General features: G+C 72.3%; 15 protein-coding genes. 11 read left to right on the top strand and 4 right to left on the bottom strand.

Annotation, left to right across the window (positions count from 1 at the left end; all coding sequences use genetic code 11):
* The first annotated feature begins 12 nt into the window (after positions 1 to 12).
* The 7 genes from AB0P24_RS29170 to AB0P24_RS29140 all read left to right on the top strand — a co-directional run bounded on the left by AB0P24_RS29170 (position 13) and on the right by AB0P24_RS29140 (position 8,955).
* Positions 13 to 1,017 (top strand): ABC transporter permease, encoded by a 1,005-nt coding sequence (locus AB0P24_RS29170; RefSeq protein WP_365799097.1) that lies wholly within the window; start codon positions 13 to 15, stop codon positions 1,015 to 1,017.
* Complete coding sequence (locus AB0P24_RS29165; protein ID WP_365799095.1) at positions 1,014 to 1,895, top strand: ABC transporter permease; 882 nt, start codon at positions 1,014 to 1,016, stop codon at positions 1,893 to 1,895. Before AB0P24_RS29170 ends, AB0P24_RS29165 begins: the two co-directional genes overlap by 4 nt.
* Positions 1,892 to 3,652 (top strand): ABC transporter ATP-binding protein, encoded by a 1,761-nt coding sequence (locus tag AB0P24_RS29160; RefSeq protein WP_365799093.1) that lies wholly within the window; start codon positions 1,892 to 1,894, stop codon positions 3,650 to 3,652. The genes AB0P24_RS29165 and AB0P24_RS29160 overlap by 4 nt, the downstream gene beginning before the upstream one ends.
* Positions 3,649 to 4,980, top strand: coding sequence for an acyl-CoA dehydrogenase family protein (locus AB0P24_RS29155; RefSeq protein ID WP_365799091.1), 1,332 nt, complete (start codon positions 3,649 to 3,651; stop codon positions 4,978 to 4,980). The genes AB0P24_RS29160 and AB0P24_RS29155 overlap by 4 nt, the downstream gene beginning before the upstream one ends.
* On the top strand, positions 4,977 to 6,407 hold the full coding sequence (locus tag AB0P24_RS29150; RefSeq protein WP_365799089.1) for an NtaA/DmoA family FMN-dependent monooxygenase: 1,431 nt from the start codon (positions 4,977 to 4,979) through the stop codon (positions 6,405 to 6,407). Before AB0P24_RS29155 ends, AB0P24_RS29150 begins: the two co-directional genes overlap by 4 nt.
* A gap of 32 nt (positions 6,408 to 6,439) precedes the next feature.
* Positions 6,440 to 7,729 carry an SfnB family sulfur acquisition oxidoreductase gene (locus tag AB0P24_RS29145; RefSeq protein WP_365799087.1) on the top strand — a complete coding sequence of 430 codons (1,290 nt, stop codon included), beginning with the start codon at positions 6,440 to 6,442 and terminating at the stop codon, positions 7,727 to 7,729.
* 68 nt (positions 7,730 to 7,797) lie between these two features.
* Entirely contained in the window at positions 7,798 to 8,955 is a 1,158-nt protein-coding gene (locus AB0P24_RS29140) for an LLM class flavin-dependent oxidoreductase (protein ID WP_365799085.1), read from the top strand.
* Positions 8,956 to 9,387: 432 nt separating this feature from the next.
* On the opposite strand, the gene msrB is transcribed toward AB0P24_RS29140, so the two are convergent.
* From msrB to AB0P24_RS29120, 4 genes are all read right to left on the bottom strand, one after another.
* Positions 9,388 to 9,795 (bottom strand): peptide-methionine (R)-S-oxide reductase MsrB, encoded by a 408-nt coding sequence (msrB, locus tag AB0P24_RS29135; RefSeq protein ID WP_365799083.1) that lies wholly within the window; start codon positions 9,793 to 9,795, stop codon positions 9,388 to 9,390.
* Between the two features lie 13 nt (positions 9,796 to 9,808).
* Entirely contained in the window at positions 9,809 to 11,197 is a 1,389-nt protein-coding gene (gene murC / locus AB0P24_RS29130; protein WP_365799081.1) for a UDP-N-acetylmuramate--L-alanine ligase, read from the bottom strand.
* A gap of 218 nt (positions 11,198 to 11,415) precedes the next feature.
* The gene (locus AB0P24_RS29125; RefSeq protein WP_181808418.1) at positions 11,416 to 11,871 is read right to left on the bottom strand and encodes an indole-3-glycerol phosphate synthase; all 456 of its coding nucleotides are present in this window, start codon (positions 11,869 to 11,871) and stop codon (positions 11,416 to 11,418) included.
* A gap of 173 nt (positions 11,872 to 12,044) precedes the next feature.
* Positions 12,045 to 12,893: a pyrimidine reductase family protein gene (locus AB0P24_RS29120; protein WP_365799079.1), complete on the bottom strand. Its 849-nt coding sequence runs from the start codon at positions 12,891 to 12,893 to the stop codon at positions 12,045 to 12,047.
* 37 nt (positions 12,894 to 12,930) lie between these two features.
* Here AB0P24_RS29120 and zapE point away from each other — a divergent pair, with 37 nt between their 5' ends.
* The 4 genes from zapE to AB0P24_RS29100 all read left to right on the top strand — a co-directional run bounded on the left by zapE (position 12,931) and on the right by AB0P24_RS29100 (position 16,788).
* Positions 12,931 to 14,037, top strand: a complete 1,107-nt coding sequence (gene zapE / locus AB0P24_RS29115) for a cell division protein ZapE (protein WP_365799077.1) — start codon at positions 12,931 to 12,933, stop codon at positions 14,035 to 14,037.
* A gap of 203 nt (positions 14,038 to 14,240) precedes the next feature.
* On the top strand, positions 14,241 to 14,636 hold the full coding sequence (locus AB0P24_RS29110; RefSeq protein WP_365799075.1) for a hypothetical protein: 396 nt from the start codon (positions 14,241 to 14,243) through the stop codon (positions 14,634 to 14,636).
* A gap of 110 nt (positions 14,637 to 14,746) precedes the next feature.
* Positions 14,747 to 15,325: a carbonic anhydrase gene (locus AB0P24_RS29105; RefSeq protein ID WP_365799073.1), complete on the top strand. Its 579-nt coding sequence runs from the start codon at positions 14,747 to 14,749 to the stop codon at positions 15,323 to 15,325.
* A gap of 8 nt (positions 15,326 to 15,333) precedes the next feature.
* Positions 15,334 to 16,788 (top strand): SulP family inorganic anion transporter, encoded by a 1,455-nt coding sequence (locus AB0P24_RS29100; RefSeq protein WP_365799071.1) that lies wholly within the window; start codon positions 15,334 to 15,336, stop codon positions 16,786 to 16,788.
* The last annotated feature ends 105 nt before the right edge of the window (positions 16,789 to 16,893 follow it).

Genomic DNA, 16,893 nt, shown 5'->3' with positions numbered 1-16,893 from the left:
CCGAGGTCTGTCATGACTGCCATCACCCCTGACCCGGCGTCGCTCACGACGCCGAGGCGGCCCGCGTGGGCGACCGCGCGGGCCGCCCGCAGGGCCGCCGTCAAGCTCGTCTCGGCGGTCGGCGTGCTCCTCGCGGCGGCCTCCCTGGCCTGGTTCGCCCAGATCCTGATCCCGGGCGACCGCGCGACGGCGATCCTCAACATGCGCAACGGCAAGCAGCAGAACTACACCGCGGCCCAACTGGCCCCGGTGAGACATGAGTTCGGCTTCGACCATCCGCTGGTCTCCCAGTGGCTGCACTACCTCGGCGGCTTCTTCAAGGGAGACCTCGGCACGTCCTACACGCAGTACCAGCCGGTCACGAAGGTGATCGGCGCCCAGATCGTGCCGAGCCTCGTCCTGACCGTCTCGGCGCTCGTCGTGGCCTGGGTCATCGCGCTCGCGGTCTCGCTGCTCACCGTGAAGCGCGGACGGGCCTTCGAGGGACTCGGCTCGGTCTTCGAGGCGTTCACCGCGAGCCTGCCGCACTACTGGGTGGGCGTCATCCTGCTGGTGGTCTTCGCGGTGAAGGTCCCGCTCTTCCCCGTCATCAGCGGCTCGGGGGCCTCGGGCCTCGTCCTCCCGGTGCTCACCCTGGCGATCCCGCTGAGCGGTTTCCTGGGGCAGGTCATCCGCGACGAGCTCGACAAGGTCCTCGACCAGCCGTTCGTCACCACCGCCCGTACCCGGGGCATGAGCGACACCGCCGTCCGTCTCAGGCACGCCCTGCGGCACGCGGTGCTGCCGGCGGTCACCCTGTCGGGCTGGGCGCTCGGCGCGCTCGTCTCGGGCGCGGTCATCGTCGAGAACATCTACGGGCGGCCCGGCATCGGCATGGTCCTCAACACCGCGGTCAGCACGCGCGACGTCCCGACCGTAGCCGGCGTCGTCGTGGTCGTGGCCGCGATCTACGTCGTCGCCAACCTCCTCGTCGACCTCGCCTACACCGCCATCGACCCAAGGTTGCGTGCCTCATGACCGCCGTCCCGCTCAGCCCCGACCCGATCGGCGCGGAGGTGGTCGAGCCCCGGCGGGCCGTCCGCCGGAGCCTCGGCCTCGGCCCCGGCGCCACCCTCTCGGCCGTGCTCGTCGCGCTCGTCGTGCTGGCCGCGATCGCGCCCGGCGTGCTCGCCTCCACGACGCCGACCCACATCGAGCTGACCGACGCCCTCGCCGCGCCGTCGTGGCACCACCTCTTCGGCACCGACGAGGCCGGCCGCGACGTCTTCAGCCGAGTCGTCCACGGCACCCGGCTCTCCCTCGGGATCGGCCTCGGTGCCACCGCGATCGCCATGGGCCTGGCCATCGTGCTCGGCTTCGTCTCGGCGCTCGCCGGCGGCGTGGTGGACACGATCATCACCCGCGTCCTCGAGGTCTTCTTCGCCTTCCCCTCCCTGCTGGCGGCACTGCTCGTGATCTCCGTCTTCGGGCCGTCGGTCAAGACGTCGATCATCGCGGTGGGGATCAGCTCCATGCCGGGCTACGCCCGCATGGTGCGCGGTCAGGTGCTCAACGTGCGCCAGGCCGGCTACATCGAGTCGGCCCACGCACTGGGCCACAGCCGGCGGACGGTCCTGCTCCACCACCTCTTCCCCAACGCCATGCGCCCGCTGGTCGCGGTCGTCACCCTCGGCGTCGGACAGTCCATCGTGTGGGCCTCGTCCCTGGCCTTCCTCGGCCTGGGCGTCCCGCCGCCGAACCCCGAGTGGGGCGCGCTCCTCGACTCCGGGCGCAACTACATCACCACCCAGTGGTGGCTCGAGGTCCTGCCAGGCCTCGTGATCGTCCTCTTCGCCATCTCGGTCACCACCCTCGGCCGGGCGATCCGGCAGCGACTGGAAGGAGCGGCCCGATGACCGTCTCGCCGCCCACCGCCCAAACCGCGGCCGGAGACACCGGCACCGGCACCGGCACCGGCACCGGCACCGACGAGGTCGCCGTGCCCCGCCGGTCCGCCCGTCCCGACGGGCCGGCCCTCGACGCGTCGCTGCTCAGCGTCGAGGGGCTCCGCGTCCGGTTCGGCGGCCGCGAGGTCGTCCACGGCATCTCCTTCTCCGCCCACCCCGGCCGCTGCCTGGCGATCGTGGGCGAGTCCGGCTCCGGCAAGTCCGTCACCGCCCGCACGCTCGTCGGCCTCACCGGCGGCGACTCGCGGGTGAGTGCGGACCGGATCACGCTCAACGGCCTCGACCTCACCCGCCAGAGCGAACGTGCCTGGCGCAGGATCCGGGGCAAGGAGGTCGGCTTCGTCCTCCAGGACGCGCTCGTCTCCCTCGACCAGCTCCGCAGGGTCGGTGACGAGGTGGCGGAGCCCCTCAGGCTCCACGGCGTCGGCACCAGGACGTCGCGCAAGGCCAAGGCGATCGAGCTCCTCGCCTCGGTCGGCGTGCCCGAGCCCGAGGTGAAGGCGCGCCAGCGGCCCTACGAGCTCTCCGGCGGCCTGCGGCAGCGCACGCTCATCGCCAGCGCGATCGCCCTGGACCCGCCGCTGCTCATCGCCGACGAGCCGACGACGGCCCTCGACGTGACCATCCAGGCCCAGATCCTCGACCTGCTCATCGAGGCCAAGGAACGCGGCCGGGCGATCATCCTGATCAGCCACGACCTCTCCGTCGTGGCCCGCCTCGCCGACGACATCGCGGTGATGAAGGACGGCGAGATCGTCGAGCAGGGTCCCGCGCACGAGATCCTGCGCCACGCGCGGCACCCCTACACCCAGGCGCTGCTCGACGCGGTGCCGTCGGAGCACACGCGCGGCCAGCGGCTGGTGAAGCCCGCCTCGGACGCCGCCGGCTCGCCCTCCGTCCGCACCCGCAGGGCGGTCGAGCGGGACCGGCCGGTCATCGACGCCCGCCAGCTCACCAAGGTCTACACCGGCCCGGACAGGATCGACCGCACCGTCGTCGACGACGTCTCCTTCGAGCTCTTCCAGGGTGAGACGCTCGGCATCGTCGGCGAGTCCGGCTCCGGCAAGACCACCACCGCCCGGATCGCCCTGTCCCTGATCGACCCGACCGCCGGCGAGGTGCTGCTGCACGGCCGGCCGTGGTCGAGCCTCACCCGGGCACAGCGTCGCCCGCTGCGCCCCGGGATCGGCGTGGTCTACCAGGACCCGCTGAGCTCCTTCGACCCCCGGTGGCCGGTCGGGCGCATCCTCACGGACGCGTTGGCCACCGGGCCCACCCCGCCCTCCTCGCGTGCGGAGGCGCGCGGCAGGGCCGTCAGGCTCCTGGAGCAGGTCGGGCTCCGCGAGGAGCACTTCGACTCGGCCCCGCTGCGCCTTTCGGGAGGCCAGCGCCAGCGCGTGGCCATCGCGCGGGCGCTGGCCCCCGAACCCGGCGTCATCGTCTGCGACGAGCCGGTGTCGGCCCTCGACGTCTCGATCCAGGCGCAGGTCCTCGACCTGCTGACGGACCTCCAGGACGAGCTCGGCGTCTCCTACCTCTTCATCTCCCACGACCTAGGGGTGATCCACCACATGAGCGACCGGATCCTCGTGATGAAGGACGGCAGGGTCGTCGAGTCGGGCACCGCGGACGACGTCTTCGAGCGCCCGCGGCACGACTACACCCGGCGGCTCCTCACCGCCCTGCCCCGGGTCTCGCAGGCATGAGCGGCCACACCCTCAGCGAAGGGATCACCGACGCGGAACTGCGCGAGCGGTTCGGGCCGGTCTTCGAGGAGATCGCCCTCGGCGCGATCGGCCGCGAGGCCGACCGCGGGCTGCCGTACGACGAGGTGGAGGCGCTGCGGGCGGCCGGCTTCGGCCGGGTCCGGGTACCCGTGGAGTCCGGCGGACTGGGTGCGACGCCGCCGCAGTTCTTCCGCCTGCTCATCGCGCTGGCCGAGGCGGACTCCAACCTGCCGCAGCTGTGGCGGGGCCACATCGGCTTCGTCGAGTCGCTGCTGGTGCACCAGGACCCGAAGGTCCGGGAGCGCTGGCTGCGGCGGATCTCGGCGGGCGCCGTCGTGGGCAACGCCCAGTCGGAGCAGGGCAACGGCTCCTTCTGGGAGAACGTCACCACGGTCCACGCGGCCGGCTCCGGCGACGACGCCGGCTGGTCGCTGAGCGGCAGGAAGTTCTACTCCACCGGGAGCCTCTTCGCCGACTGGATCCAGACGACCGCGACGCTCGACGCCGAGCACAGTGCCGACGTCCTGGTCCCGGCCGGCGCCCCGGGTGTGCGCCGGATCGACGACTGGGACGGCTTCGGGCAGCGCCTGACCGGCTCGGGCACGACGGTCTTCGAGGACGTCCGGATCGCGCCCGAGGACGTCGAGGTCTATCCCAACGGGGCCTTCCGCGGGACGACGCTGTTCGCGGTCTACCAGCTCGTCCACCTCGCCACGCTGTCGGGCATCGCGCGGGCGGCGGTCCGCGACATCATCGCCTTCGTCCACCAGCGTGGGCGCAACCTCGCCAACCCGCTGTACCCCCAGCCGCGGCTCGACCCGCAGATCCAGCAGGTCGTCGGACGCGTCCGGTCGAAGTCCTTCGCCGCCTCGGCGACCACGCTGGCCGCCGTCGACGAGCTCGACCGGGTGCACCGGGCCCAGCTCGTACAGGAGGCCACCGCCGAGCTCTTCGACGCCGCGGACCTCGCGGTCTTCGCGGCCCAGACGGCGGTCATCGAGCTCGTGCTCGACCTGACGACGGAGATCTTCGAGGTCGGCGGCGCGTCGGCGGTGACCGAGCGCTTCCGGCTCGACCGGCACTGGCGCAACGCACGCACGCTGGCCTCGCACAACCCGGTGATCTACCGCCAGACGATCGTGGGCGACGCGGCGCTCAACGGCACCTCGCCGAGCGAGTGGATCACCCGCACCTGGCAGGCCGTACGGGCGAACCAGACCGGCGCCTCCACCGACGCCCCCGCCGACAGCCCCACCGTCCACACCCCCGACACCGCGCGTGTCTCCCCGCACAGGAGTGCCTCATGACCCCCAGCACCACCCCCGCCGAGCGCAAGCGCCTCTTCTTCAACGCCTTCGTGATGAACACGACGAGCCACATCCACCACGGCCAGTGGCGCCGGCCGGACGCTCAGCAGCACAACTTCAACGACGTCGAGACGTGGATCAACCTCGCCAGGATCCTCGAGGAGGCGAAGTTCGACTCGATGTTCTTCGCCGACGTCGTGGGCCTCTACGGCGACGCCGAAGCCGACTACTCGGTCTACGTCAACGAGGGCCTGCAGATCCCCAGCAACGACCCGGCCGTGCTCGTGGGGGCTCTGGCCGCCCACACCGAGAACATCGGCCTGGCCGTCACGAGCAACGTCTTCCAGCAGCACCCGACCAACTTCGCCCGCCAGCTGACCACTCTGGACCACATCTCCAAGGGCCGCATCGCGTGGAACATCGTCACCGGCACCCAGGACAACGGCTACCGCAACTTCGGCTACGAGGCGCTGGCGGACCACTCCGAGCGCTATCGCTGGGCCGATGAGTTCGTCGACGTGACCTACAAGCTGTGGGAGGGCTCGTGGGACGACGACGCGCTGGTGCAGGACAAGGCGGGCAGCCGGCACGCCGACCCGGGCAAGATCCACAAGATCTTCCACTCCTCGCCGCGCTACCGCGTCGAGGGGCCGTTCCTCCCGGCCCCCTCGCCGCAGCGGACACCGCTGCTCTTCCAGGCCGGCTCATCGGGCCCGGGCCGCGACTTCGCCGCTCGCAACGCCGAGGCCGTCTTCCTCATCGCCCCGACGCCGGAGATCGCCCGCCAGCAGATCGAGGAGACCCGCGCGCTCGCCGCGTCGTACGGCCGTGACCCGCACGACATCACCTTCCACCAGGGGCTCTCCTTCGTCATCGGCGACACCGAGGAGGAGGCCCGCGAGAAGTTCCAGTGGTACCAGCAGTACGTCAGTGCCGACGGCTACTCCGCGCACTCCGCGATCGTCGACAAGTCCGGCCGGGTCTACCCCGCCGACACGCCGCTGAGCCAGATCGACACCAACACGGCCAAGGGCTTCCTCGAACACCTGCGCAAGCACATCACCGACCGCGAGCCGACCGTCGGCGACCTGGCCATCCAGCGGCTGGAGGAGACCGTGGTCGTGGGCACGCCGGAGCAGATCGCCGACACCGTCGAGCTGTGGCAGGCCGCCGGTGTCGACGGCATCAACGTCATCAACTGGGTCATCCCCGGGTCCTTCCAGGAGTTCGCCGACAAGGTCCTGCCGGTGCTGCGCGAGCGCGGCCTCGCGCAGCGCGAGTACGGCGAGGGCACGCTGCGCCGCAAGCTGTTCGGTCAGGACCGGCTCTCCGAGCGTCATCCGGCGGCCCGCTACCGCGGAGCCTTCACGAACGGACCGCGCAGCTGGGCCGAGGCGGAGAAGGCCGCGCTCACCTCCAGTCACTGATCCGGGGAGCCGGGAAGAGGGGTGCACATCTCATGACGTTGCAGGAGGCCGGGCTTCCGGCGACCACCGGGGGAAGGGCGCCGGCCGAGGCGGCCGATCCACGCCGGCCGATCAGGACGGCCGCACGGGTGGAGGTGCTCGACGCCGCGGGCGCGCTCGCCGCGGCCGCCCGGCTGGCCCAGGAGTTCGCCCCACAGGCCGCGGCGCGCGACCGCGAGCGGATCCTGCCGTTCGAACAGCTGCGCCGGCTGGCCCTGAGCGGTCTGCTGGCCATCACCGTTCCGCGCGCGTTCGGCGGTCCTGGTCTTCCCGCGTCGGTCGTGGCGGAGGTGGTGCGGCGGATCAGCTGGGCCGATCCGAGCATCGGCCAGATTCCGCTCAGTCACTTCGTCTACGTCAACCAGTTGCGGCTGCAGGGCAGCCGGTCGCAGCAGGAGCGGCTCTTCGGCGAGGTCCTGGCGGGCCGGTGGTTCGGCAACGCCCAGTCCGAGCGGGGCACGAGGCACGTGCGGGACTTCCGCACCACCCTGACGCGCGACGCTCGCGGGGAAGGGTGGCGGCTCAACGGCACGAAGTTCTACTGCACCGGCGCGCTCTTCGCCGACTGGATCCCCGTGCTGGCCCACCTCGGGCCCGACGGCCCGATGCACGTCGCCTGGGTGCACCGCGACGCCGGTGGTGTCTCGGTCGTCGACGACTGGGACGCCGTCGGCCAGCGCACCACCGCCTCGGGGACGGCCACCTTCACGGACGTCCTGGTGGGCGACGAGTGGATCACCGACTACGCCGAGGTCTTCACCGGCCCCACGACGTTCGGGTCTTCCGCCCAGCTGATCCACGCCGCCATCGACACCGGCATCGCGCGGGCGGCGCTCGACGACGCCGCCGCCTTCGTCACGACGAAGTCGCGTCCCTACCCCGACGCGATGGCGATCCACGGCATCGACCGCGCCGCGCAGGACCCGGTGATCGTCCAGGCCTTCGGCGAGATGGAGCTGGCGGTGCGCGGCACGGAGGCGCTGCTGGCGGAGGCGGGGCGGGCCGTCGACGCGGCCGACGGCGACCTCTCGGAGGAGTCGGCCGCCGCGGCCGCCCTCGCCGTCGCCGCCGCGCGCGCCTCCTCGACGCGGGTGTCGGTCGAGGTGGGTTCACGGCTTCTGGAGGTCGCCGGAACCCGGGCGGCGCTGAGCGCCGAGGGGCTCGACCGGCACTGGCGCAACGCCCGCACCCACACCCTGCACGACCCGGCGGCGTGGAAGCTGCAGCACCTCGGCCGCTGGGCGGTCGAGAGGCAGCCACCGCCCCGGCACGGCCAGCTCTGACGGACGCCGAACGCCCTGACGCCGAACATCCCGAACGTCGCCCCGACCCGACAACGAAAGACGCACTCGTGAACGACCTGAAGTTCCACTGGTTCCTCCCCACCAACGGCGGCGACGGCCGCCACATCATCGGAGGAGGTCATGGACTCGCCGCGGAGGCCTCCGGCCGGCCCGCGTCCGTGCCCTACCTGGGGCAGATCGCCCGGTCGGCCGAACAGCTCGGCTTCGAGGCCGCGCTGACGCCCACGGGCGCGTGGTGCGAGGACGCCTGGGTGACCACGGCGATGGTCAGCGCCCTCTCGGACCGGCTGAAGTTCCTCGTCGCGCTGCGCCCCGACTCGGTCGGTCCCTACCTCGCGGCCCAGATGGCGAGCACCTTCGTCAACCTCTCGGGTGGTCGCCTGCTGCTCAACATCGTGACCGGCGGCGAGGACCACGAGCAGCGCATGTACGGCGACTTCCTCAGCAAGGCCGAGCGCTACGCGCGATGCGACGAGTTCCTGACCATCACCAAGGCGCTGTGGGCCGGCGAGACGGTCGACTTCCAGGGCCGCTACCTGTCGGTGCAGAACTCGCGCCTCAACAACCTCCCCGGCGCACAGCCCGAGATCTACTTCGGCGGTTCCTCGCCCGAGGGCATCGAGGTCGCCGCCCGGCACGCCGACGTCTATCTCACCTGGGGTGAGCCGCCGGCCGCCGTGGCCGAGAAGCTCGACCGGGTTCGCGCCGCGGCCTCGAAGCACGGCCGGACGCTCCGGTACGGCATCCGACTGCACACCATCGCCAGGGACACCTCCGAGGCCGCGTGGGCCGAGGCGGGCCGTCTGCTCGACCAGATCGACCAGGCCGACATCGACCGCATCCAGGCGGGACTGCGGCGCTCGGCCGGCGAGGGACAGCGTCGCATGCTCGAACTCAACGGCGGCTCGAAGGACGACCTGGAGATCCACCCCGGCCTCTGGGCCGGCGTCGGACTGGTGCGGGGCGGCGCCGGGACCGCTCTCGTGGGCTCGTTCACCGAGATCGCCGACCTGATCGAGGAGTATCGCTCGGTCGGGATCAGCGAGTTCGTGCTCTCGGGCTATCCCCACCTCGAGGAGGCCTACTGGTTCGGCGAGGGCGTGCTGCCCGAGCTCGCGCGCCGCGGCCTGTGGCGCCACCCGGCCCCGGTCGTGTCACGCGCGTCGGTGCCGTTCGGCGCCGACCCGGTGCCCGTCGTGAGCTGAGCGCCGAGGGCGGGACGGGCAGGCTGCTCGCCGGTCGCCACCGGCTTGTCGAGACCGCTCCACCGGCCCCACGAGCCGGGATGGAGTGCGGCGTCGACCCCGGCGACGGTGAGCACCGTGACCGCGTGCGCCCGCCACGGTCGACGTGGCCGGGAACGGCCCGGGGCGCGCGGACCACGGCCACACCGGGTCGGGATGCCGTCGGCCGGGCGCACGCACGGCACTCAGGCGGACCACACGGCCGCGCGGGAGACCGGCGTCCTGGTCGGCGATCCAGGCCGAGCGGCCAGTGAGCCGACCGCTGCGCGCGCGGTCTGCCGCGTTCGGCCGGCGCCGGGCCCCTTGGCGTAGCCGGGCCCGGCGACACGCGATGACGCCCGCGGAGAACTCGCTGCTGCGGGCATCATCCGGTCCGTCGTCCGCCGGCCGCGGTCAGCTCGCGTCCGGCTCCAGCCGAAGCGAGATCGAGTTGATGCAGTACCGCTGGTCGGTCGGGGTCGCATACCCCTCCCCCTCGAACACGTGGCCCAAATGCGACCCACACCGCGCACATCGCACCTCGGTCCGCACCATCCCGTGCGTGCGGTCCTCGACCAGCTCGACCGCGTCGGTGTCCTTCGGGTCGTAGAAGCTCGGCCACCCGCAGTGGGACTCGAACTTCGTGTCGGAGGTGAACAGCTCGGCACCGCAGGCGCGACAGGAGTAGACGCCCTTGGTCTTGGTGTCGGTGTACTCACCCCTGAAGGCCGGCTCGGTCGCCGCCTGACGCAGCACGGCGTACTCGGCCGGCGACAGCTCCGCCCGCCACTGCTCGTCCGGCTTCTCGACGTCGTACGACATGACTCTCAGCCCCTCACTTCGCCAGGCGTTCCAGGATCCTCGGGCCCAGGTCGGTCACATCGCCCGCGCCCATGGTGAGAACCAGATCACCGGGCTTGGTCATTCCCGCGACCACGGCGGGGACCTCGTCCTTGTCGTGCACGGCCGTGACGTCGGCGCCCGCGGCCCGCGCCGCCTCGATGATCAGCTCGCTGGTGACCCCGGGGATCGGGTCCTCCCGGGCCGGGTAGATGTCGAGGACCACCGACGCGTCCGCGAGGGCCAGCGCGTCGCCCATCTCCTTGCCCAGCTCCTGGGTCCGGGAGAAGAGGTGCGGCTGGAAGACGACCAGGATCCGGGCGTCCCCGGCGGCGGCGCGCATGGCCTCCAGGTCGGCGGTCATCTCGGTCGGGTGGTGGGCGTAGGAGTCGATGACCTGGACGCCGGCCGCCTCGCCCTTGAGCTGGAGGCGCCGCTTGACCCCGGTGTAGGCGGCCAGGGCGGGGGCGAGTCCGGCGGCCGGGACGCCCAGGGCCACGCCGGCGGCGAGCGCGGCGACCGCGTTGTGCGCGTAGTGCCGGCCGGGCACGGACACCGTGAACGTCAGCTCGGCCCCGTCCAGCGCGACGGTGACCTCGCTCTTGAGGCCCTGCGGTACGACGGACAGCACCCGGACGTCGGCGTCCGCGGCCTCGCCGTACGTCACCGTCCGCACCTTTCCCGCCACCCGCCGGGTGAGCTCGCGCGCGCCCTCGTGGTCGGCGTTGACCACCAGCGTGCCGCCGGGCACGATCCGCCCGGCGAAGGTCTCGAAGGACTCGTAGATCTCTTCCATCGAGGCGTAGTTGGCGTGGTGGTCCAGCTCCACGTTGAGGACGATGGCGACCTCGGGCGCGTACTTGTGGAAGCTGCGGTCCGATTCGTCCGCCTCGGCGACGAAGATCTCGCCCGCGCCGTGCAGGGCGTTGGAGCCGGGGGCGTCGAGATCGCCGCCGATGGCGTACGAGGGGTCCAGCCCCAGCGCGGTCAGGGAGACCGCGAGCATGGACGTGGTGGTGGTCTTGCCGTGCGTGCCGGCGACCGCGATCGGACGCAGGCCGTCCATCAGGGCGGCGAGGGCGTCCGAGCGGTGCACCACCGGGACGCCCAGCTCGGCGGCGCGGGCCAGCTCGGGGTTGTCCTCGCGGATCGCCGACGACACGACGACACAGCTGGCGTCGTCCGCGAGGTGCCCGGCCGCGTGCCCGATGTGCACGGTGACACCGAGGGCCCGCAGCGCCTCGGCGGTCTCCGACTCCTTGGCGTCGCTCCCGGCCACCTCGGCCCCGCGCTGAGCGAGGATCTTGGCGATCCCCGACATCCCGGCGCCGCCGATCCCGATGAAGTGCGGACGCTCCATGGCGGAAGGAAGGCCGGGTGCCATGTGTTTCTCCCAGGGACGGTGACGTGCGAAAGCAGCCCTAGCCTATGCGCTCGAACCCGCGGGACCCCGCAGGGTGCGTATGCGGCCGCCGCCGCGCAGGCGCGGCCGGCCGCGCATCCCGGCCGACGGGAGAGCAGCCGGCCCAAGGGGCGCGGGGAACTGCGCGACAAGCCGCGACTCACCCGGACCCGCCCCCGCGTCGCACCCCTCTACGGCGCCTACGCCTTGCTGTGCGAGAACAGCTTCAGCACCGGCACCCCCACCTTGTGCCGCGCCCGGGACGCCCAGTCCCGGTGGAAGAACTCCTCCACGTAGTGCGGATCGGTCAGCACGATCACCTCGTCCGCGCCCACCTCTTCCACCAGCTTGCGCAGCGCGTCCAGCGGGTGGTCCTCGACCATCCGCCCCTCCGCCGTGCTCCCCGCCGCCCGCAGGGCCGTCAGGGAGACGTCCAGCGCCTGCTCGGCCGGGGCCTTCGCCGCATCCCCCTCGGGGGTCTCCCGCTCGCGCGCGGCCTCGTCGAGTTCGCCGAGTGCGATGTCGTCGATGGCCCGCAGCAGGCGGTCCGCCTGGTCGCCGCGCGGCTGGAGCAGCACGTGGAAGGCGACCTGCTCGTCCCCGTGCAAGGTGGTGACGAACTCCACGTCGGCGGACGTCAGGGCCTTCTCGATCATCAGAACGCTTGTGAACACCAGGCGCCTCTTCTCCTTAGAGGGTCACTGCGACCCTCTGTCCTCCGTGGGGGCCCAGCACCCCTGCCGAAACCATCCTGCCCCGTGATCGCACAGGTACTGCCGGATTTGGTGCGCGCGTCGAAAGTCAAGCGGAACATGAGGTTCCGCTGCTTTCAGGAGCGGCGGTAGCGGCCGAACAGGAATCCGTCCTCTTCCAGGAGGGACACTAGTTCGAAGCGGCGGGGCACGGCGACACCGGGTCCCCCCGCGATCCGCTGCGCGCTCCCCGCCGTGACCAACGGGGAGACGGTCAGGCACAGCTCGTCGAGGACACCGGCGGCGATGAACTGCCCGAGCAGGCGGGGGCCGCCCTCGGTGAGCAGCCGGGTGTGGCCGAGGCCGGCGAGGGCGCGGACCGCGCGGGCGGGGTCGACGCCGACGCCGTCACCGGCGATCACCACCCGGGCGCCGGCTTTCTCGGCGGCGGCCGTCCGGTCGGGGGCGGCGGCCGCGCCGGTGAGGATCAGCGTGGGGACGAGCGGTGAGGTGAACAGCGGGAGCGAGAAGTCGAGGTCGAGGCTCGCGGTGACGACGGCGACCGCGGCGACCGGGGCCTGGCCGGCCGCGGTCCGGGCCCCGGCGAACTCCGCACGCTCGCGGGCCGGCCGGTACCCCTCCTGGCGTACCGTTTCCGCGCCCACCACGACGACGTCCGCGAGCCCTCGCAGGGTGCCGAAGATCCGCATGTCGGCCGCGCCGGAGATGGGCTGCGACCGCCCGTCGTGCTGACCGGCCCCGTCGAGCGTGGACACCATGTTGGCCCGCAGCCAGGCCTCTTGCCCGGCGGACTCGGGATAGGCGTAGGCGAGGGCCAGCTCGGCAAGGCTCCACTCCCCGTCCGCCGGCTCCCGCCGGGCGGCGCGGGAGGCGCCCGGCTCCGCGGCCGTGCCGTTCTCCGCCTCGGCCGAACCGTCGGCGACCCGGGCTGTTGTTCGTTCGGTCACAGGGAACAGGCGTCGCATGTCGTGCAGTGTGGCACGGCAACTAGCATGGGTGACCGTGTCGTCTTCTCCCGCCGCATCCGAGGTCAGCCCCATAACCGACGTGGCCCCGCTGTCACTGTGTGCCCGGTCGCCGCACGTCCCCGCGGACCGGCTGGTCGCCGAGATGGTGCCGCCACCCCGGTTCGACTCGGTCCGCTTCGCCACCTACATCCCGGATGCGAACCAGCCGAGCCAGACCGAGGCCGTGCGGGTGCTGGAGGGGTTCGCCGGCGGTCTCGGCGGGGCACACGCGGTGGCCGGCGGCAAGCGCGGCTTCCTCGGCTTCGGGAGGGCGCGGGCGCCCAAGGCGCCGGCCGGTCCCCGCGGCGTCTATCTCGACGGCGGGTACGGCGTCGGCAAGACCCATCTGCTGGCCTCGCTCTGGCACGCCACCCCGGCCGAGCCCGCGCTGAAGGCGTTCGGCACCTTCGTGGAGCTGACCAACCTGGTCGGCGCCCTCGGCTTCCAGCAGACCGTGCAGACCCTCTCCGGTCACCGTCTGCTGTGCATCGACGAGTTCGAACTGGACGATCCCGGCGACACCGTCCTGGTGTCGACGCTGCTGGGCCGGCTGGTGGACGCCGGTGTCGCGCTCGCCGCCACCTCGAACACCCTGCCCGGCAAGCTCGGCGAGGGCCGGTTCGCCGCCGCCGACTTCCTGCGCGAGATCCAGGGACTGTCGGCCCACTTCCGCGCGCTGCGCATCGACGGCGAGGACTACCGCCACCGCGGCCTGCCCGCGGCGCCGGCGCCGTACTCCGAGGAGCAGGTGGCCAAGGCGGCGTACGCCACCCCGGGCGCCTCCCTCGACGCCTTCCCGCACCTGCTCGACCACCTGGCCAAGGTGCACCCCAGCCGGTACGGCGCGCTGACCGACGGCCTGCGGGCCGTCTGCCTGACCGGCGTACAGCCGGTGCCCGACCAGTCGACCGCGCTGCGGCTCGTGGTCCTCGCGGACCGGCTCTACGACCGCGAGGTCCCGGTGCTGGCCTCCGGACTGCCCTTCGACAAGCTGTTCAGCGAGGAGATGCTGAACGGCGGCTACCGGAAGAAGTACTTCCGCGCGATATCCCGGCTCACCGCCCTGGCCAGGGACGCGAAGGGACTCGTGGCCGCCGGGTAGGCCCCCCTGGGCGGTTCCCAGGTGGTCGAGTTCTTCAGGTCAAGAGCTCGATCAGGCCACCCACCGGCATTTTCCACGCTGTCTTCGGCTCGCGACACGGATTTGACCCTGCAAACAACTTTGCAGGGTTAACGTGTTTCTTGACCAGCCATTGACCCGTGCTTGGTGCACACGAGAGGCGTGAACTGCCACGAGGGGGGCTCATGTTCCGAGGTACGACGGCCCGGACCGTGCTCTCGCTCCTCGCCGCCGCCCTGCTCGCCGTCCAGTTCTTCGCACCTGCGGCAACCTTCGCAGCCGCGCACACCCTCAGTCATGCAGAGGCCAAAGCCCAGGCCGGGCCGAAGGTCCCGGCGAAGGCCGTGCGCGACGGCTCGCACGCCCTCCGCGACCACGGCCGCTGCGGTGAGCCGCCCGGTCCGCCGCAGAGCGTGGACCGTCATCGCAGCGCCACCGCCGGCTGGGCCGACGACCGTCCGCCCACCGCACGGCACACCGAGGCCATACGCACCCCGGCGCCTCCCGCGGCCGGGCAGCACCGCGCGTCAAGAGCGTCCAGAGCCCACTCACCGGCCACGCTGCAGGTCTTCCGCTGCTGACCGGTCGGGCTCCGCCACGGCTGTCTCCCCCCACAACCCCGCATCCCCCCACACCACCGTCGTGCAAGCCCGACGCGCCGCTGTAGCGCGCCAGGAGGAGTTCACACACCATGCAGCCCCTCATCGACAACGCCCGTACGTTCGGACAGCGCCCTGAGGAGTTCGCCAGGCTCGCCGAAGGCCAGTCCCCGCAGGTGCTCTTCATCACCTGCTCCGACTCCCGGGTCGTCCCGGCCCTGATCACCGGCGCCCGCCCGGGCGAGCTCTTCGAGCTGCGCACCGCGGGCAACATCGTCCCGCCGTACGCCTCGACCCACCCCACCAGCGAGGCGGCCACCATCGAGTACGCCGTGGAGGTGCTCGGCGTCCGCGACATCGTCGTCTGCGGACACTCGCACTGCGGCGCCGTCGGCGCCCTCGTGCGCGGCGACGACCTGACCGCCGTACCCGCCGTACGGGACTGGCTGGCCAGTGCCGAGCCGCGCCCGAGCGGGGCGGCCGAGGACCCGGCCGTCGCCGAGGGCGTGCAGAACCACGTGCTCGCCCAGCTGCTGCGGCTGCGCTCGTACCCCTTCATCGACAGGAAGCTGGCACAGGGCGAACTGACCCTGCGCGGCTGGTACTACGAGGTCCACACCGGTGCCGTGCGCGAACACCGTGCCGACACCGACACCTTCGAGGCCCTGTGAGCGCCGCGATGACCAAGTTCCCATACATACGCCAGGACTTCACCGCCTCTCTCGTCGTGTTCCTGGTCGCGCTCCCGCTCTGCGTGGGCGTGGCCGTGGCCTCCGGCGTCCCGGCCGAACTCGGCCTGGTCACCGGCATCGTGGGCGGTCTCGTCACCGGGACGCTGCGGGGCAGCAGCCTTCAGGTGTCGGGGCCGGCCGCCGGCCTGACCGTGCTCGTCTTCGAGGCGGTAAGGGAGTTCGGACTGCCGCTGCTCGGGGTGATCGTGCTGGCCACCGGCGTCCTGCAGATCACCATGGGCGTCCTGGGGCTGGGGCGCTTTTTCCGGGCCATCTCGGTCTCGGTCGTCGAGGGCATGCTGGCCGGTATCGGTCTGGTGCTGATCGCCGGCCAGCTGTACCCGGCGCTCGCCGCCACCGCCCCCGAGTCGGGCCCCGGCAAGATAGCCGGACTGCCCGGGGCGTTCCTGAACGCCCTCGGGGACGGCGAGGCGCTGGCCTCGCTCGACCTGGGCGCGGTCACGATCGCGGTCCTGGTGCTGTGGAAGCACGCCCCGGCGAAGGTGCGGACGGTCCCCGGACCGCTGGCCGCCGTCGGCCTCGCCACCCTGGCCGCGTTCCTCCTGAACCTCCCGGTGGCCACCGTCGAGGTGCACGGGTTGCTGGAGTCCGTCCAGCCGCCGCCGCTCGCCGCCTTCGGTGAACTGGCGAGCGTCGGGCTGATCGGCACGGTCGTCGCGTTCACGCTGATCGCGTCCGCGGAGTCGCTGTTCAGCGCGGCGGCCGTGGACCGGCTGCACGACGGTCCGCGCACCGAGTACGACCGGGAACTGGTCGCCCAGGGCGCGGGCAACGCGCTGTGCGGGGTGCTCGGCGCGCTGCCGATGACCGCGGTGATCGTGCGCAGCGCGGCCAACGTCCAGGCGGGCGCCCGCACCAAGGCGTCCCGGGTGCTGCACGGCGTCTGGCTGCTGCTGTTCGCGGCGCTGCTGCCGGGAGCGCTGGGGTACATACCGATCCCGGCGCTCGCCGGAATCCTGGTCTACTCGGGCGCCAAGCTGATCCCGGTGCGCGCGCTGGCCGTGCTGTGGCGTGAGTACCGGGGCGAGGCCCTCGTCCTCGTCGTCACGGCGGTGTCGATCGTCGCGGTGAGCATGTTCGAGGGCGTGCTGATCGGGCTCGCCCTGTCGATCGTCAAGACGGCCTGGGATGCCTCGCACCTGAAACTGGAGGTCGTCGACAAGGGCTCGGGCCCGATCGACGCCCGTCTGTCGGGCAACGCGACCTTCCTGCGGCTGCCGAAGATCCTCGACAGCCTGGAGGCGCTGCCCCAGGACCGTCCGGTCCGGGTGGACCTCTCCGGGCTGCACCACCTCGATCACGCCTGCCGGACCGCGCTGGAGAGCTGGGCCGAACGGCACAGCGCCGCGGGCACCGAGCTGGTGAAGGTCACGGCCGCCTGAACCGGCGGCCCCATCGACGCCGTGGCGGCGGACCGGCCGGTGCGCCGCGCCGGGTCCTCGCACGCGGCCGCCCTGGAGGAGGCCGTGCGCCGGATCCGGCTGCTG

This window comes from Streptomyces sp. NPDC086519, from assembly GCF_040686075.1.
GTDB classification, from domain to species: domain Bacteria; phylum Actinomycetota; class Actinomycetes; order Streptomycetales; family Streptomycetaceae; genus Streptomyces; species Streptomyces shenzhenensis.
This window is presented reverse-complemented; position numbering and strand designations above follow the sequence as displayed.

What these genes read in the sequence shown, in the direction of transcription:
- AB0P24_RS29170 (WP_365799097.1), top strand. Translation starts at nt 13, where the DNA reads ATGACTGCCATCACCCCTGACCCGGCGTCGCTCACGACGCCGAGGCGG.
- AB0P24_RS29120 (WP_365799079.1), bottom strand. Translation starts at nt 12,893, where the DNA reads ATGCGACGCCTGTTCCCTGTGACCGAACGAACAACAGCCCGGGTCGCC.
- AB0P24_RS29100 (WP_365799071.1), top strand. Translation starts at nt 15,334, where the DNA reads ATGACCAAGTTCCCATACATACGCCAGGACTTCACCGCCTCTCTCGTC.
- AB0P24_RS29165 (WP_365799095.1), top strand. Translation starts at nt 1,014, where the DNA reads ATGACCGCCGTCCCGCTCAGCCCCGACCCGATCGGCGCGGAGGTGGTC.
- AB0P24_RS29110 (WP_365799075.1), top strand. Translation starts at nt 14,241, where the DNA reads ATGTTCCGAGGTACGACGGCCCGGACCGTGCTCTCGCTCCTCGCCGCC.
- murC (WP_365799081.1), bottom strand. Translation starts at nt 11,197, where the DNA reads ATGGCACCCGGCCTTCCTTCCGCCATGGAGCGTCCGCACTTCATCGGG.
- AB0P24_RS29155 (WP_365799091.1), top strand. Translation starts at nt 3,649, where the DNA reads ATGAGCGGCCACACCCTCAGCGAAGGGATCACCGACGCGGAACTGCGC.
- AB0P24_RS29125 (WP_181808418.1), bottom strand. Translation starts at nt 11,871, where the DNA reads ATGATCGAGAAGGCCCTGACGTCCGCCGACGTGGAGTTCGTCACCACC.
- AB0P24_RS29145 (WP_365799087.1), top strand. Translation starts at nt 6,440, where the DNA reads ATGACGTTGCAGGAGGCCGGGCTTCCGGCGACCACCGGGGGAAGGGCG.
- AB0P24_RS29150 (WP_365799089.1), top strand. Translation starts at nt 4,977, where the DNA reads ATGACCCCCAGCACCACCCCCGCCGAGCGCAAGCGCCTCTTCTTCAAC.
- msrB (WP_365799083.1), bottom strand. Translation starts at nt 9,795, where the DNA reads ATGTCGTACGACGTCGAGAAGCCGGACGAGCAGTGGCGGGCGGAGCTG.
- AB0P24_RS29160 (WP_365799093.1), top strand. Translation starts at nt 1,892, where the DNA reads ATGACCGTCTCGCCGCCCACCGCCCAAACCGCGGCCGGAGACACCGGC.
- AB0P24_RS29105 (WP_365799073.1), top strand. Translation starts at nt 14,747, where the DNA reads ATGCAGCCCCTCATCGACAACGCCCGTACGTTCGGACAGCGCCCTGAG.